The organism is Salinihabitans flavidus (genome assembly GCF_900110425.1).
In the GTDB taxonomy this organism is placed as follows: Bacteria; Pseudomonadota; Alphaproteobacteria; order Rhodobacterales; family Rhodobacteraceae; genus Salinihabitans; species Salinihabitans flavidus.
Genome location: NZ_FODS01000015.1, coordinates 88,593 through 104,844, shown reverse-complemented (window position 1 = coordinate 104,844; position 16,252 = coordinate 88,593). Strand labels below are relative to the sequence as shown.

13 protein-coding genes are annotated in these 16,252 nt (G+C 60.5%); 3 read left to right on the top strand and 10 right to left on the bottom strand.

The features are described 5' to 3' along the window. The 7 genes from BMW66_RS12890 to BMW66_RS12860 form a co-directional block, all read right to left on the bottom strand. On the bottom strand, positions 1-212 hold a 212-nt coding region (locus tag BMW66_RS12890), incomplete at its 3' end, for a transposase (protein ID WP_139196178.1). 342 nt (positions 213-554) lie between these two features. Continuing rightward, the gene (locus BMW66_RS12885) at positions 555-3,344 is read right to left on the bottom strand and encodes a DEAD/DEAH box helicase (protein ID WP_175483242.1); all 2,790 of its coding nucleotides are present in this window, start codon (positions 3,342-3,344) and stop codon (positions 555-557) included. A gap of 28 nt (positions 3,345-3,372) precedes the next feature. Then, complete coding sequence (locus BMW66_RS12880) at positions 3,373-4,803, bottom strand: hypothetical protein (RefSeq protein ID WP_139196177.1); 1,431 nt, start codon at positions 4,801-4,803, stop codon at positions 3,373-3,375. A gap of 54 nt (positions 4,804-4,857) precedes the next feature. After that, the gene (locus BMW66_RS12875; RefSeq protein ID WP_093119106.1) at positions 4,858-6,189 is read right to left on the bottom strand and encodes an McrC family protein; all 1,332 of its coding nucleotides are present in this window, start codon (positions 6,187-6,189) and stop codon (positions 4,858-4,860) included. Further along, complete coding sequence (locus BMW66_RS12870) at positions 6,186-8,669, bottom strand: AAA family ATPase (RefSeq protein WP_093119105.1); 2,484 nt, start codon at positions 8,667-8,669, stop codon at positions 6,186-6,188. The genes BMW66_RS12875 and BMW66_RS12870 overlap by 4 nt, the downstream gene beginning before the upstream one ends. After that, positions 8,666-11,959, bottom strand: a complete 3,294-nt coding sequence (locus tag BMW66_RS12865) for a TM0106 family RecB-like putative nuclease (RefSeq protein ID WP_093119104.1) — start codon at positions 11,957-11,959, stop codon at positions 8,666-8,668. The genes BMW66_RS12870 and BMW66_RS12865 overlap by 4 nt, the downstream gene beginning before the upstream one ends. A 143-nt stretch (positions 11,960-12,102) precedes the next feature. Further along, complete coding sequence (locus BMW66_RS12860; protein WP_093119103.1) at positions 12,103-12,381, bottom strand: hypothetical protein; 279 nt, start codon at positions 12,379-12,381, stop codon at positions 12,103-12,105. A 263-nt stretch (positions 12,382-12,644) separates the two neighbouring features. Between BMW66_RS12860 and BMW66_RS12855 the strand changes: the two genes are divergently transcribed. From BMW66_RS12855 to BMW66_RS12845, 3 genes are read left to right on the top strand one after another with little or no spacing between them, the layout of a single operon-like run. Beyond that, positions 12,645-13,496, top strand: coding sequence for a helix-turn-helix transcriptional regulator (locus tag BMW66_RS12855; RefSeq protein ID WP_245729476.1), 852 nt, complete (start codon positions 12,645-12,647; stop codon positions 13,494-13,496). Between the two features lie 26 nt (positions 13,497-13,522). Further along, the gene (locus BMW66_RS12850; RefSeq protein WP_217639309.1) at positions 13,523-14,188 is read left to right on the top strand and encodes a HEPN domain-containing protein; all 666 of its coding nucleotides are present in this window, start codon (positions 13,523-13,525) and stop codon (positions 14,186-14,188) included. Positions 14,189-14,207: 19 nt separating this feature from the next. Continuing rightward, on the top strand, positions 14,208-14,372 hold the full coding sequence (locus BMW66_RS12845; protein ID WP_093119100.1) for a DUF4236 domain-containing protein: 165 nt from the start codon (positions 14,208-14,210) through the stop codon (positions 14,370-14,372). Between the two features lie 158 nt (positions 14,373-14,530). Here BMW66_RS12845 and BMW66_RS12840 read toward each other — a convergent pair whose 3' ends face one another. From BMW66_RS12840 to BMW66_RS12830, 3 genes are read right to left on the bottom strand one after another with little or no spacing between them, the layout of a single operon-like run. Continuing rightward, positions 14,531-15,040, bottom strand: coding sequence for a hypothetical protein (locus tag BMW66_RS12840; protein WP_093119098.1), 510 nt, complete (start codon positions 15,038-15,040; stop codon positions 14,531-14,533). 3 nt (positions 15,041-15,043) lie between these two features. After that, positions 15,044-15,475, bottom strand: coding sequence for a hypothetical protein (locus tag BMW66_RS12835; protein ID WP_093119096.1), 432 nt, complete (start codon positions 15,473-15,475; stop codon positions 15,044-15,046). Next, complete coding sequence (locus BMW66_RS12830; protein ID WP_093119094.1) at positions 15,475-16,230, bottom strand: hypothetical protein; 756 nt, start codon at positions 16,228-16,230, stop codon at positions 15,475-15,477. Before BMW66_RS12830 ends, BMW66_RS12835 begins: the two co-directional genes overlap by 1 nt. Between the last annotated feature and the right edge of the window lie 22 nt (positions 16,231-16,252).

The following is a 16,252-nucleotide window of genomic DNA, read 5'->3' as shown; positions in this document are numbered from 1 at the left end:
CCAGCCTCAAGGAATTCCTTCGACCAAGTGTAATACAGGCTGTCAGAGATACCCTCGCGGCGACATAACGCCGAGATGCTTTCCTCCCCGCGCAATCCGGCCAAAACAATGCGGATCTTCTCCTCCGCCGAGTAGGTCTGGCGGGTCTTGCGGCGGATGTTTTTGACCAGCTTGTCAGCTGCGTCTTTCGATGTTCCGGGCTTCTTGTTCATCTTCGCTCCTTAAAGGCTATGATGAACCAGGAACCCTCCGTTGTTCAAATCCTCAAATCTGTCCCAAAGGTGCTGACGTCAGACAGCAAACACTGCGTCACCTTCGTGTCCGTCACGCAGTCCTTCAACACCACGACGTCCAAACTGAGACTGAGGGCCATTCTGAGCCCAGCTTCGGCCTGGCGGCGCGCCTATGAGGTTCGGTCGGTTCCCGCAAACCCCTTTGAAAACACGGAAAAATCCGTGCCCGTCAGGGCGGTGTCACTGGTTCGCAATGGGGATAATGGCGGAGGGGATGGGTCTGGGATCGGACGTTCTCCACACCGGATTGCCCTCGACCTGCTACGTCCGGGGGAATTGACGCCTCCTCTTCAGACCTGCAGCCAGGAACACTGACGAGGGCATGCGGTCGGCTTCGGCCCAGCGCGAGACAAAACCGTCCACTGCCGGCGCAAAGGCCTTTGCGATCAACCGGTTCTCATCGCTGGGCGTAGATGCCGGCACACTGTCCAGCGGCCTTAGCAGCAGTTCCGCGAACTCTTCATGCGCCAGCTCCGTGGCACCGTCCTTCTTGCCGGACAGGGCAATCAGCTCTTCCTCCAGCAACTCGCCAGAAAGACCCTGCCAACGAACCTGATGAACGGCGACCACATCCTCGTCCTCACCCGCAACGGCTTCCGTTTCGGCCTCCGCGTAAAGCCCGTCGAAAGCCAGCCGGTCTTTGGCCAGCTCTGAGAGATCACGCACAAAGCCGGCTTCGAAGTCCATCGGAACAAGCGACGGGTCAGCGATCGCCCTTGTGTGGTCGGCAGTCAGCCGCACAATGCTACGACGGCCGAACTCTGGCCAACGGCCGATATCCTCTTCGGCGAGCTCAAGCTCAAGCGTCTTTCCGCCATGCATCTCAGCTCGCACGTCGTATCCGGCGATTGGTGCCATCCCTTTCACAAAGCTGACCATATGCCGAAAGTCGAAGCCGCCCGAAACGCGAGTCTGGTGTGCGGATGCAAACTGCAAAATATCGTCCTCGGCCGCTCGCGCCTTCTGTGCTTCGCGTATGGCTTCAGCGATCTCCTCTTCCGTCTGGTCCATCTTCATGCTGGTCGCACGCTCCAGGATGCTTTCCATGTCGATGTAGGACATCAGCTCACCGAGCACTTCCGCAGCCAAGGCGTCCTTCATCTCGCCGGCAACGCTTGCCATGTCCTGTGCAATCGTGCTGACACGGTCCAACAATAAAGTGATGGCACTGTTGTCGAAGCCATCATCCGACTGCAAGTTGATGACTTGGACTCGCCGCGTCTGACCATAACGGTACAAACGGCCGATCCGTTGCACCAGACGTGCAGGATTCCAAGGCAAATCATAATTCACCATGATATGACAGGCGTCCTGCAGGTTTAGGCCTTCGCCCCCCGCCTCAGTCGATACCATGACCTGTGCTTCTCGGCTGTTGAAGGCGCGCACATTCCTTATTTTTTCATCCAGCGGCATAGAGCCGTTGATCGCGGTGACTTGGACCCCCGGACATGCGTGTGCGATCGCCTCTGCTAGGTAACTCTGGGTAGCCCTGTACTCAGTAAACACCAAAAGGTTTTGGTCCTGTGCTAGAAGCGGAGAAACCACGTCATTTAGGAATGTCTGCAGCTTCGCATCCGATTGCCGCGCCACGCGGATGAGTTTTAGAACGGCCTGAACCTCGCTTGCTTCATCAGCGAAGAAGGCGCCAACCTCAGCGATGGGCCCAGTTTCAGCAAGGTTATCGTCGCCTTCGAGTTGCTCGTCTGAAGGTATCGCCTTCGCCGAAGCGGCATCGAAATCTTGCAACCGCTCCAAGCGACGTTCTAGCGCCCGCTCGATTGCCGCCACGGAAGATGAAGCGAGTTTGCGATACGTCGTCATGACAAACCCGATGGCTCGGCCGATCATTCTATCCTTCGCGTCGGCACTGGCGCGATACCCCTCGCTCAAATACCTCCGGAGCGCCTTGTCCGCAGTGCGCATTTCGGGCGACGGGATTACCATGTGGCGAAGCGTGTCGTGGCCGCGAAAAATCAGGTTGCCTTCTGCATCCGTAACGCGGGTCTTCCGATTACGAATGATGATATCTCCAACCACCTCTGGGTTCATCTCCAGCGTTCGGATTTCAGGCAGGAGGTCCGGTCGCACCAACTCCAATAGAGCCGCGAAACGACGGGTTTTACCTTGGTGCGGCGTTGCGGTGAGCAATAACAGCGAGTGGGTCCGGTCGCGAAGCTTGTGAGCGAGCGCGTAGCGTTCCGTCTGCTCGCCGGTTTCGGACCGCCCGAGCCGATGCGCCTCGTCAAACACAATAACATCCCAGAAGCCAGCTTCGATGAGCCGTGCCAAATGCTCGTCGCGCTTCGCGAGATCAAGCGAGATTATGACATTCTCCCTCAGTCGCATCTCGTCGGCGAATTCGGGGCGGAAGTCGCGCTGATAGATCTCGAAGGCGCGCCCGAACTTGGCGCGCATCTCATCCTTCCACTGCTTAGTCAGCGAAGAAGGACACACGATCAGAACGCGCCTGCAGCGATTACGCTGCGAGAGGGCGTGAAGAATAAGACCAACCTCAATGGTCTTGCCAAGCCCGACATCGTCGGCGATCAGCCAACGCGCCTGAGGGGAAGTTACGACCTTCCGCGCCACATCGAGTTGATGCGGCAGAGGGTCGATGTCGAGACGGCCGAATGCTCCGGTGTTCGCATTCCATATCTGAAGTGCCTTGGACAGCATTCGGAGCCGGAATCGCTCTGCATGGTTCATATGCTGGCCAGTTTGTCGTTTTGCGATCCGCAGCTCGACAGGCATCGCCTGTGCGAGAACACGCCAGTCCAGCCACCTGGTTTCTCCAGTCTCTGCGAACTGAACGAGAACCTGCTCGAAGCCTCCGAGCGAACGCGTTGCAAGTACAACTCCGGTCCCAAGGCTCAGTCCGCGACCTCGCGGTGGCTTGTGCTGTACTTGCTGTCCAGGCGCATATGCGGGCTTTAGGTCCGATAGCGCCACCCATGCTCGGCGATTGCCTGCCATGGCGAGTTGAGCCTCGTTTGGCTCTGCCTTCGGCCTCAGATCATGGATCACCCCGCGCGCGTCGTCTTCCAACTTCACGAGAGCGCCCTTTGATGGAAATAGCGATCTATGCATCCTTGCCTGCCTCTTTTGCCTCGGCTTCCTCTTGTGCTGCTACCCGTTTGGAGTGTGGAAGTAATGACAGAAAGCCACTGTCGCAGCGTCCATCTTTTGGTTCGAAACGCCAAATCTGACCTTCGCTATCCTCAAGGCGGAAGGAACTCGGCGGTTGAATGTCGATAGGCTCCTCGTAATACCAAGATTCACTATCAGCTAGTTCAATGCTTTCGTAATCGAGATTAAGGAAAGCAGGATAGCTCCAGAACCGTGGGTCTATACGGACACCCTCGCTCGAGTGCTCTGGCTGCATCGCGAGCCATTCGTTTCGCCAATCGTCGAAAATCCTTCTCTCGGCCTCTACCCGGCCAACCCGATGAATCAATGCCAATGCAAGTTTCCAAGAGAGAGCGCTGCGATAGCTCGAGCGCTCTTCTGTCTCCCAAGCGCGCTGCATTCTGTTGAATTTCCGATGAGACCAAAGCCAAGGAGAGTCCCGCCAAAGGCATTTCAGTTCGCACGCATCCTCAAGCTCTTCGAGGCTTTTTCCAGCTCTCACCAGCCTTGAGAGAGCCCTGTAACTCGACGAGAACGGGAACTCTTCCAAGATTGCTTTCAAGCGACCTTGAAGCACGGAACGCTCGTCAAGCTTTATGATACGCATCTGACTGACTAGCCTAGCGGCGTAATCATCCAATAGGTGATCATCGGTGATGGTCTCTTCTTCGACAGAGGGAACCGATGCATCTGGATCTTCCTCATATAGATCCAGCTCCAAAAGGTCTTCCCAATGGGCGCTCTCAGCTTCGTTCTCGATCTCTTGCAGATCGAACTCCGGAAGCTCGCCGCAATCAGCAACATCGAACGAAGCGTCGTCGGTGCGGGCGCCTTCAATTTCCTCACCGACCTCGTAGGAAAGCGCAGCCTCCCAGCGGTCGTCGGACTGTTCAGCGAACTCATCGTCTTCACCGGTGAGTTCATCGTATTCGTAATCCGCCTCAGCAAGGTCGAGTTCGCCAGTCAAGTTCGAAGCATCGGAAGTTGGTGAAGCCAAGGCGGGATCCGGGGCCGGCTCCTGTTTAGTCGAAACCTCATTTTCCGCCTCAAGCTCTGTGAATGCCTCGGCTGTCGACGGTTGATGCCCAGAAGCGGGAACATCCGCTTGTATTGGGGCTTCGGCGCGTGGATTGTAAGGAAGATCCGCCGCGAAAAGCTGAGACTCGATAAGATGCAGGTCCGGATGAAGGCTGTCCTCGATTACCTCCGCGGGAGCGGCCGCGGGTTCGCCAGGCTCCGAGCCGGCCACAGCCTGTGAGGCTTCGGGCAAGCATTCGGCTTGGGGGACACCCGAATCGGACGGTGGGTTCAAATCTGGATGTGAGGGTGTCTCCGTAGATACATCCAACTTGCGCCTCAACTTCGAAAACAGGCTCTTCATCATTCAGCCGTTCGCGCAAAGGGCAGCGCGCACAGAGCATTCACTAGTCGCATCTGCTCAAACCATTTCATAATCCACTCCTTCGAGGAGAGATGCACCGAAGACGAGCGAATTGACGACTAGCTGTCGCAAACTTTCACTGTGGTCTCGCTGTGTGCCGGCAAGGTCCTGCGTAGCCACGATCAGCGTCTCATCCGCTCCCTTCGCCGCTATTGAATACCTTCGGCAGATCGGGCCGGGCGGCAAGTCGCCCTGGTGCGGGTAGAGCAGCATGACGTTCGGGCAACCGTAGAGCCTCCCGTAAGCCATTAGCTGGTAAACGTCCGATTGGCTGACGCCTTGCTTCGGATCATCGATCCGCGGGGTCATGCGCTTCCACTTGGTGTCGATGATCAGTGCTATCCCGTCAATGTCCCGGACAATGAGGTCCGGTCGCGTCCGAAAACGACCAATGTCACCCTCGTACAGGCAGTCGCGGTGCCCGCCCTGCGAAGATACTCGTAAGCCTGTGCCGGCTAGTGCCCGCGAAAGAATTCGCTCGACGTATCTCTCGAACAGAACATTCATCTCGAAGAGCAGCGCGTGCCCATTGATGGCCCCCGCGCTTGTCTGCTGGTATCGGTCAGAAAGAAAAAGGCGCGCAAAGGACAGGAGATCCCGCCAACGACGATTGGTGCGGTCGAGGACGATCCGATCCCACCGAAGTGCGTTTGGGGGAACGTCAGCTACGTCGGCGTACACGAAGCTCAGCTCACGTAGCACGCGCTGGTTGTCCGGTGCGCCGGACAGACGCGACAGCTTACTGACTGCTGCTCGCATGACCTGATTCAGCGCGATGTCTGGAGACAGAGCATCGAAACGACACGCGAGTTTCTCTGGCGAGACCGCGAGTGTGGAGAATTGCCGTGTAACGTCGAGGCGTCCCCGAAGCGCAGGTAAGTCATCTTCGTGTTCGAGGTAGTGGCGCGGCATCCCTTGGCGAACCGCGTCGGTGAGCTTCGCGCAAAACAGGCGGATCAGCAGCTCGAGCACGGTATCGCGCTGCCAGCCGAGGTACGTCATGGCCCCGGTTTCGATCGGCAGATCGTGGGTCACCGCGAGCATGTGGATGAGGCGCGTCCGGAGGGTCGCATCGGACAGGTTAGTTTCGCCGTCACCCTCGATCTTTGGAAGAATTTCGAGTTGGCAGCCGGGGGTAGCAATGACGCCGACGACGCCACGTGCGCGCAGCCCTTTCCGCCCGTGTTCCAGCACACCCTCACCCCCGCGGCCGGAAAAGGCCGAGGCCCGCGCGATTGCTGCAAGGCGGTCTGCCTCTGCCTCCGGGATATCGGCGTTGCCAGACCCGTAGCCGATGCGCTCCCATTCGAGGATTGTGCGGCGGATCATGTCCCGACCAACCTGCCGTAGTCGAAGCCCTCATCTACGGACCGGACCTGCCAGCGAAACCGGGGGACCGTGTCACCATCCTCGAGGCCCGGAGGCGCATTCAGGATCGCACGCTTGAGAAAGCCACCGGTGATCGGACCTTCGTGCGTTTCCAGATCGCCGAGCACAGCGGCGATCTTGGCCCAGTCCTCGAAGAAGTATTCCGCGAGAAGTGGGATGACCTTGTGGCGCATGACCTCGTCAACATCCCCTTCGGAACGGCACGATGAAAAGTAGGCGTGTCCGATCTGATGTTCGCGGTCGTAAAGATACTCAATCCGCTCATTGATCGTCGAGAGAAGTCCCGGAAGGTCTATCCCGCATTTCTGGCCAGCCTCCTCCAGCACCGATGCATCAGGCATCATCTCGCGGAAGGTGAAGCGGCGCCTTAGAGCGGTGTCGAGGAGAGCAATCGACCGGTCGGCGGTGTTCATGGTGCCGATCAGGTGCAGGTTCGACGGTACTCCGAAGAGCCTCTTGGAATATGGCAGCGTGAGCCGGATTTCGTTATCAGCCAGGAGACGCTTGTCAGGCTCTAGAAGCGTGATGAGTTCGCCGAAGACCTTGGAGATGTTCGCCCGGTTGATCTCGTCGATAATCAAGACGTAATCGCGGGCTTCACTGGGCTCGCGTGGTGGCTTCGCGCCAAACGCGATGTCGTCAAGTACGTCCCAGTCAATGCGGTCCGCGGCAAGCTGATAAATTGGCTGAAACGCGCTGAAGCGTTCAGGATAGAAATCCGAGCGCTGCGCGCCATCCGCACTGTGCCAAATCCAACGCACGCGACGGGAATGCTCGCGGTCCTCGCGAGGATCATGCTCGTAGTCACCGACGACCTCTGCCAGGCCCACGATGCGATTCTTTCCAACGCTGAGAAGCACGTAGTCTCCAACATCAACCGCCCCGCGAAAGTACCACGTTCCGCTGATGTCCGCTGAAGTTCCATGCTTTTGCGGGTCGTCTTCGCGCCACCGCTGCTTGACCGCTTCGAACTCCTCGAACTCTGGCGGCGACCAGTCCACTCCCGCGCCAAACCCCCAGAAGATCCTGTCATTTGCCAAAGCGGATGAAAGCTGTTCCTGCCAATTTGCACCGATAAGACTGAGTTTGAAGAGGTTGCGTTGGCGATCGAGGCCTTGGCGCGAGCCATGTTCGCCTGGGTCGAGCCTAGCTCGTTCGCATATTCGCTTGAAAACGCCATCCTCAACTTTGAGGCGGAAACCGCCTGTATCCACTCCGTCAGATTCAGGTTCTTTCCCCTCTGCGCCCGATGTCTCCGGCCGCAGACCTTCTACGAACTCCTCGTAGCTCATGGACTGGTGGAAGGTTACAAACTTTATGCGACCGGCAGCGACGAGCCTTCGGTAGATCTTCACGAGCTCCGCACGATGTTGCGGGACATGTTCGCCACAGAGATGAACTGCCTCGGCCGCGGTGGTGAAGGTTTTCCCCGTACCGGGCGGCCCATATAGGATGAGGTTGGTCGCGGATGCAGATATCGTCGTGCTCGTTTGGTTCATTGTGTCCGCTTCCAATTTAGATCCAAGTTCGTAGGTGAATGCCGTTGAGCTGCTAGGGTTCGGTTCTGAAATAATGGGCGGTGGCACTTGCGCTAGTTGCTGAAGCTTCTCGCCCCCGAGAGTTTGACAGATATTTGGAAAAGCGTTCTTCAGCCCCATTGCACTGGCAAGGTCTCCAGCACGGATGGCAACATTCATGAGGCCCTTTTCCCGAGCCGGCTCGATGAAGTAATTAAGCGCACATAACCGGATGCGATCGGCACCTGAAATTAGGTGCTCGCATCTTTCGGGCGCTTGGACAGGCTCATCTTTCTGATCAACGATAATGAAGCCGGAGTTGTGAAGTCTTGCTGCGGCATCAGCTTTCTGGCCCCATCCACCATTCAGCTCGGTCTTCTTGAGGAGGTATCCCACGATCGGCTTGCTGGGATAGACGCGATTGTCGCGATCACGACTGGATCTCACCCAGTAGTCACGCGGATCGCCGAAATGGCGGAAGATTTCGCTCTCTTCGCCATTTTGGCTGTAGCGATCGAAAGCATCCATTGCCGCTTCGACTGCTTTCCGGGACACGACAACGGCCATGTCGCCAGCGCTCCCCTTGGCTGGAATACCTAACGCTTGAGCGATCTCCGGGCCGATTTCGTAGCTTAGTAGTTTTTCTGCGCCGTAGCGCAGATAATTCACATCTCCGCCGCCCAAGGCCTTGCACCGTGCGGCGAGCCCGTCAACCAACATGGCTCGGGCCACCTCGAGAATATCCTCGGTCTGAAGTGCCTCAGCGGCGCGGTTGCTCGCCCCTTTGGGTTTGATCTTGAAGACCGAACGGCCCGTCTTCCGGTCGCCGTGCCGGACGGGCTGATAGGGCGCGCCTTGAGCGTCGAAGAAGACAACTCGGCGGGACTGTGTAAGTGCGGTCATGGAATACTCTCCAAAGCACACAACGTATTCACCAGCCGCACCTGCTCTACGTTCTCACACTTCGCCTCGCGCAGGCGCGGTGCGCCGAATACCAGCGCCAAGCCCTTGGCCCGCGACACCGCCACATTGATGCGGTTGAGTGAGAACAGGAAATCCATTCCACGCGGCGTTTCCTCGGCCGAGGACGCCGTCATCGAGACGAGGCAGATTGGCGCCTCCTGCCCCTGGAACTTGTCCACGGTTCCAACGCGGATCCTCTCCGGCAGAGCCTCGCGGAGGGCATTGACCTGAGCGTTGTACGGCGCGACCACGATGATGTCGCTTTCCCGCATTGGCCGCACCTTGCCATCTTTTTCGGACCAGGCACCGTCCAGCAGCTGGTCGATCGCGGTGCGAATGGCCGCGACCTCTTCCAAGGCCACCTGCGCATTTCCTTCGTGGACACCTGGCACCCAGAAAGCGCCTGCCTCGGGCCAAGGCGTATCGCTCACCTTCTGTCGCGCCGTATCGGGATGGCTATCAAGCCGCCCCTCGTAGACCTGCTCCGAGATGAAGTGGCAGACATCGGGATGCATACGGTGCGTCGTTTGAAGGAAGATGCCGCGGTCGGGCGGCACGGTGGCGTGATCACCCAGCATCCAGTCGAGACAGGAAAGGTTCGCGGGATGCGGATGTGCCCCCTGGATTACTTGCGGCAACTGGCGCGGGTCGCCAACCAGGACGATGTTGCGCGCCGCCCGCCCCATGGCCGCCATGTTCGCCAGCCCCACCTGGCCAGCCTCATCCACGAAGAGCCAGTCCAGCGTCTGTTCGAACTCCGGGCGCGAGAAGAAAAAGGCGGTGCCGCCGACGACATGGGCCCCTGTCAGCGCGGGATCGTCGTTGGACGTGGCACGGGTGATGCCGGTGAATCCCTCGGGATAGCCGTCGTCTTCACCGCTCACCTTGTGAGCGAGTTCGGCGTTCTCCAGCGTGATGTCCGGATCGTCGTCCTCCAGCGCAAGAAGACAGCCCATCAGCACATTGCGAATGGCCTCGTGGCTGTTCGAGGCCACGCCGACGCGGTGCCCTTTCCGAACCAGCGACAGGATCGCGCGCGCCGTGACATAGGTCTTGCCCGTGCCCGGCGGACCCTGGATCGGCAGCACGGTGCCGTCCATCGCGCCCACGGCCGCGATCGTACCAGCGACCGGATCGGCGCCATTTAGAAGGTCGGGTTTCGTGCCGGTCGTCAGGCGCGGGGCGGCACGCGACAGCAGGTCGTCGATGGCGGTGAACCGACGCGGCCCGCATTGATCCGCGATCACGTCACGCAGAGCGGCCGCGATGACGCCGGTGTTAATCGGCCAATCCGGGTGGAGCGTCAGGCGATCGGTCAGCAGATCAGCCTTCTTCGGCCCTGCCTTGAGAGTGATCTCTCGCCCGCTCCGGTCCAGCGCGGTGATCTCTACGGTCGCTGGCGGTCCGTCACCAACTGGCACCGTGGCCTTTTTGCCGCCCCTCAGCTTCGTTTCCTGGGGCGGGAACCGATAGGTGCGCGCCATGGATCGCTTCACCGGTTCCGCCGGGCCAACCGCCTCGAGACCGGCAAGCGCGTCGAGGTCGTCGATCAACTCGTCCTCATCCTTCCCGGCGCTGTCGAAGACGGCCCATTGCGCCGGTTTGGCCTCTCGCTTGTGAAAGAGGCCGAGGTTGAAGAGCATCTGCTGCCGTTCCTCGGGCAGACCGGATGCGGCGAGCATGGCACGCAGTTGTTCGGGGTCCGCGTCTTCCGCCTCTTCCTTGTCGCCCGCGTCCTCGCCCAAATGCGGCCAAGGGCCTTCGGGCCGGACCCCGACTAGCCAGTCCCGGAGCTCCTCAGTGGAGATGCAGTCGATGCGGTTGTAGTCCTCGATCTCGTCGAGGATCTGTTGGTCGCCCGTCTCGCGCCAGCGTTCGTAGGCGACCACCGACCCGCCCGCCGTCGTCACCTCACCTTCGCGCTTACGCCCGAAGAAAGCTTCCATCGACTTGATCGAATAGTTCGCTTCCGAGCAGATCAGCCCGCCGCGCACGACGGCGTAGAGATCGACGAAACGGCGCTCGCGCAGGAGCCGGTCGAGAAACGCCTCGCCGATCCCGTATTTCGTAGTCAGCCGACGCAATGCAGTGATCTCGTAGGGTGCGTAATGGTAGATCCGCGTATCCGGATGCGCATCGAGCCGCGCCCGGAAGAACGCCAGCAGGTCCGACAACGACTGTGCTTCGGCCCGATGGTCATGCGCCCAGAAGACGTGGAACTCCCCGTCGCACCACACGCCGTGAAGGTATTCCAGGCCGCCTTCGTAATGCGGATCGCCCTCGATGTCGTAAAAGACGTCGCCGGATGTCGGCTCGGGCAGCAGGTCGAAGCCCTTGCCCGGCTCGGGCGCGCGCAGTTCGTAAGCAGGTTCCCCCGTCTTGCGGGCGTGTTGAAGGCGGGCCTGAGTGACGAGCTTTGCCCGCGTGGTCTCCGCCATGCCGCGGATCAGGTGATCGAGGTAGGCCAGCCCCTCCATCGTCGTGATCCCCGCCGCTTCGAACTTCTTCACCTGTCCGCGGCTGATGCCCGCGACATTGAAGAGGCTGTCCTCGGCGGCCCAGACGCTGGCGCAGTGGTCGGCCCAGCGGCACAGCGCGCAATCGGCGCAGGGGATGGGGCGCGTGGGCGACGGGTCTGCCACGAAGACCTCGAGCCGCGCCCGCGCGCCTCGCGCATAGTGGGCGTAATCGGCCAGCCGCAGCGTCGCGCGCTCGCCGCTGCCGAGCTCGACATGGGCGAACTCGGGCGCCACGCCTTGCACTTCGGCGAGCAGGTCGGAGTAGAGCACGAGCTGGAGGACGTGTTTCGGGTGCGGCCGGCGCTTCAGCTTGGTGTCCGCCACTTCATAGCTGAAGGCCCCCAACGCCGAGGGACGCTCCACGCGCTCTAGGAAGTCCGACCAGCCGCCCCAGTTGCCCGACTGGAACGCCCCCTGAAAGACGACCTCGGCTCCATCAGCCAGTGCCGCACGCGTAGCCTCGGCATCGCGCGCCAGATTCTCGCGAACGATCTCGACGACACCCTTGCCGGATCCCTTCAGTCGCTCGAGATGTGCCGCCTCATGGGCGTCCCCCTGCTTCTGCAGAAGCGCAGCATCCTCGCTGTCTTCGCCGGGCTCCGGGCCCTCGCCCCGCAGATGCATGAGGTCGAGTGTCGTCGCGTGGGCGCAGCCCATGAACCGCATCAGGTCGCTCGCCGAAAGGAGCATGTTGCCGCCGAATTCCCGCATGTACTCCTACATTCTCCATTGAGCGCAACCCGAACCGTGCAAACGCCTCCTGGTTACAGGATCGTCACACACACCGATGGGTGTCAATAACTGTCGGATCGAAAGTTGATCCGTCATGCGGCAAGCGCTGACCAAGCTCTCCGTCAACTTATATTGGCATCCCCGCTCCGCACCATGCGGAGGCTCTTGGGAGCAATCAGAGAGGCCCTTTTCCCCTTCGCACCCATCCAGAGCGAGAAACCCTCCTCGATCAGCGCCCCGGCTTCATCCAGTGTTTTCACATATACCGTGTGTTCAGCGTGGTGTTTGTGCTTGCCGTGGGCCGGGTCGCCCAACCGATAACCCTTCGACGTGAAGTCGGGTTCTTCTACCACACCCTTACGGGGAGAAACCCGTTCGATCCTGATCACCTGTCTGTTCATTGCAACTCCTTTCTCGCGCTGGTGCGCCTGTCGGGCCTTGAACTCGTCACCCGACAACACCTCAGAGAATCGACTCGACAGGACGCAACCACCTTCCTAGCCTGCAAGGGTGACAAAATTTGGCAGGTGGTGAAAAGAGTATGTCCTTTTCCAAGGCTCAGGATTTGATCCGGCTAGCAAAACTTGCTGCTGCCCGTCGCAGCGGGATTAGCCTTGAAGAGATCGAATCGGAATTCGGAGTGTCCCACCGGACGGCGCAGCGCATGACCGACGCGCTGGAGGCGACCTTCGGAAACGTCTTGGTACAGGATGGCGAGGATCGCAAACGACGCTGGCGGCTGATCGAATCCGGTCTCGACCGCCTGCAACTTCACCACGAAACAGGTGTAGAGGCCTTGGAGATCGCCGCTCGCGAGGCAGAGGCTGAGGGTCGGCTGCGTCATGCACGCGCCTTGGCTGATCTGCGCGAGGGGCTGCTGGCTCAGACGCCCTCCCGGTCCCGCATTGAGACCGATGCCGAGGCGGTCCTGACCGCCATGGGACAGGTCACGCGCCCCGGCCCGAAAGTCAGCGTCGAGACGGACGTTCTCGATGCCATCATCGAGGCGCTGCGCGGCCCGTTTCGGCTGAGTGTGCGCTACAACCAGGACGACTCAAACCGCATCCTGGAACCGCACGGCGTATTGCTGGGTCACCGGACTTACCTGGCAGCACGCGACCCCTCAAAGGTCGATGAGGTGCGAAATTTCCGGATCGACCTTATCCGCGATGTGACAGTGCTCGACGAGAGCTTTGCGCTTCAGGACGGATTCAGCATCGCGGATTACGCCGCGCGGTCTTTCGGCGTCTGGCAGGATCCTGAACAATACGGCGAGGTGATCTGGCGCTTTACGCCCGAGGCGGCCGAACGCGCCACGGGCTTCCACTTCCACCCCCGGCAAGTGCTTGAGCCGCAAGATGACGGTAGCCTTGTCGTGCGTTTCGAGGCGGCAGGTTGGCTGGAGATGACCTGGCACCTCTACCAGTGGGGCAACAAGGTCGAGGTGATTGCCCCGGAGGCGCTGCGGGCGATGGTCGACGGGTATCGCAGGTCCGATTTTGGCGCGATGCCTTGAACGAGTATTTGAGACGGAGGAATTCGATGTCTGACAGCCTGACGTTCTGCGGCTTGAAGGAAAAACAGCGGGCCATCCGTGTGGAATTCCCCGAGACCATGGGCCTGCGCGTGCATCGCGCCATCAGTTGGATCGGTCGGGCGGAGGCATGCGGTGACGATCACGATGCGCGCTTCATCTTCCTCTGGATCTCTTTCAACGCTGTCTATGCGGACGAGCGCGAATTCCAGTCGGTGGCGTATGGCGAACGGGCCGCATTCGTCGATTATTTCGGCAAGCTGGTCGCGCGTGATAATGGTCAGCGTATCTACAAGGCGCTTTGGCAACGGTTCTCGGGTCCGGTTCGCACGCTCATGGAGAACCGTTTCGTCTTCAATCCGTTCTGGCAGCATAACAATGGAATTGACGGGTTCGAGGATTGGGAGGAAAGGTTCCGGACATCTTCGCGCAGCTTTGCACACGCCTTTCAGAGTGGCGACAGCGCAAAGGTTCTCAGTTTCGTTTTCGACCGGCTCTATGTGCTGCGCAACCAGCTTGTGCATGGCGGGGCGACCTGGAACAGCGGCGTGAACCGCGCGCAAGTGCGCGACGGTGCCGCGATCCTCGGCTTCCTTATGCCCGTCTTCATTGACATCATGATGGACAATCCAGTCGAGAATTGGGGGCAACCCTTCTATCCGGTGATTGATTGAACCAGTATAGCGATCTGTCATGCCCTTCCGCTTCTGGCGCCGCATCCGTCTGCCTCCCGGGGTCACGCTCAACCTATCGAAGTCGACGGCGTCTCTGTCGCTGGGCGAACGCGGCGCGAAATACGCCATCAGCCCGCGCGGTAATCGGGTGACGGCTGGCATCACCGGCACAGCGCTGTTCTAGGTCATTCACGATCGCAAGCGAGCTGACCGCGGTGGCGCTGCACCCGCGCCTGAGGTGGCGGAGCAGGACCGGCTAACACTGGGGGGCTTCCAGCGCCTGTTCACACGCACGGAGGAGCAGCGAATTGTGGATGGCATCCGCGCTTTGAACGGCGACGATCAGGACTCACACGCCCAAACGAACACGCGCCCACCATCGGGCGCTTTGAGGCCCAACTCCACCATCCCGGGCAGACCGGCCGCCCAGGCCTCGAGCGCCGGCGTGGCGAAGCTGTGCGACAGCGTGTGGCTCACTTGCGGGTTGCTGCGCCGCGCGGTTTGCGTCAGGGCGGCGGTTGCGCCCCCGCCCCAGTAGTCCGGGCTGAGATAGACGAAGTGCGAGCAACCAAGTCTCGACAGATCATAGCCCGCGCGCACCAGATGCACCTTGATCGGCAGCCATTGCGGCCCGGCCATGAAGTGATGGCACAGACCAAGGCAGCTCACGCCCACCAGCTGCGCACCATCCCAGGCCAGGGCGGCCGTGTCGCCGCGTCGGGCGTATCCGGCAAGGGACGCGCCGCCATCCAGAGCCGGCAGTTCCCGCGCGCGGCGCACCTCATCCACGATCACCGCAAGCCGCTCGAAGTGCGCGGCCGCCTCGGCCAGTTCCACCTGTTCATAGCGCATCCGTCATACCTCGATCGTTTCGGCCAGAAGGAAGAGCTGGTCCAGGTCCGCGCCCGTGAGCGCAGAGCCATCGGGCCAGCTGAGATACGGCGCCAGACCGTTGAGCAGCGGGCTTGCCCTGTCGAATGTGCTCGCCTCCTGCCAGGCCAGCCGGGTCATTTGGTCCATGCCAGCCATCAGGGCTTCCACCTGGTCCAGAAGCCCCATCTGCAAGAGCGCCCCCTTGGCCTGCAGGCGGCTGACCCGCCTGGCAGGCTCCGGGGGTGGGGAGACATCAAACCCCGGATCGAACGGCGCGACGGCGCCAAACTCGCCGGCTTCAGCACGGCCAAACAGATCCGACGGCCCGTCGCGATCCACCACGCGCACCGCGCCGCCCTCCATTTCCAGGCGAATGGAGCTTTGATCCGCCGTCACATATTGAGGGGTTTGCATCAGTCATTCTCCACGGGCGCGTAGACACCGGGGACGAGGTTCTCACCGCCGGTCTTGAAGCGGGCGTTCTGGATCCGCGCGTATCCGTAGTAGGTTGTGGTTGATTTGTCGGAGCCGCTTGTGCGCGTTGAGGCTTGGGACTGAACGCTGACACGGTCCCCTTGCGCCACATCCACATCAATAAACTTACCGGCCCATGCTGTACCGGTGATCGTCCAGCTTCCCATAACCGTTGTGATGGCGTTTCTCAGGCGCGTCACCCGGAAGTAAGCAGGTTCAGACGAACTCGAAGCGCCGTCAAAACTGATCCGGATCGTGCCATCCTGGGCAAAATCAAAGGCATGCCGTGTGCCCCAGGATGTCGACGTCCGTTGGTAATAGGCATCCACCCGACTGCGGATGGTCTCACCGGCGGTGAGCGTGCTCGCTCCGGAACTGGCCAACGCCGCGATCGCCTGCGCCGTGCGCTCGGGCGTCATCAGCCGGGTGCTGTTGGCGCCTGCTTCGGCCTCCGCCTGGCTCGCGATATCCGCCGCCAGCGTGCGATCGGCCGCGAGTGAGCCGCCCCCGGTCAAACCGGTCCCGGCGGAGATCACGCGCCCGCTGTTGACGATCTCGACGATGCTCTCGGAGCCATCGTCGCGCTTGAGAAACAGCCGGCCGTCATGGGTATTGACGGCCAGCTCTCCAAGCTCCAGCTGCGCGATGGTGGGCACCTTGTTCGCCACCGCCGAGCGCCTCAGTTTCAAAGCCATGTGGCCTCCCTTCTTCTTGCCT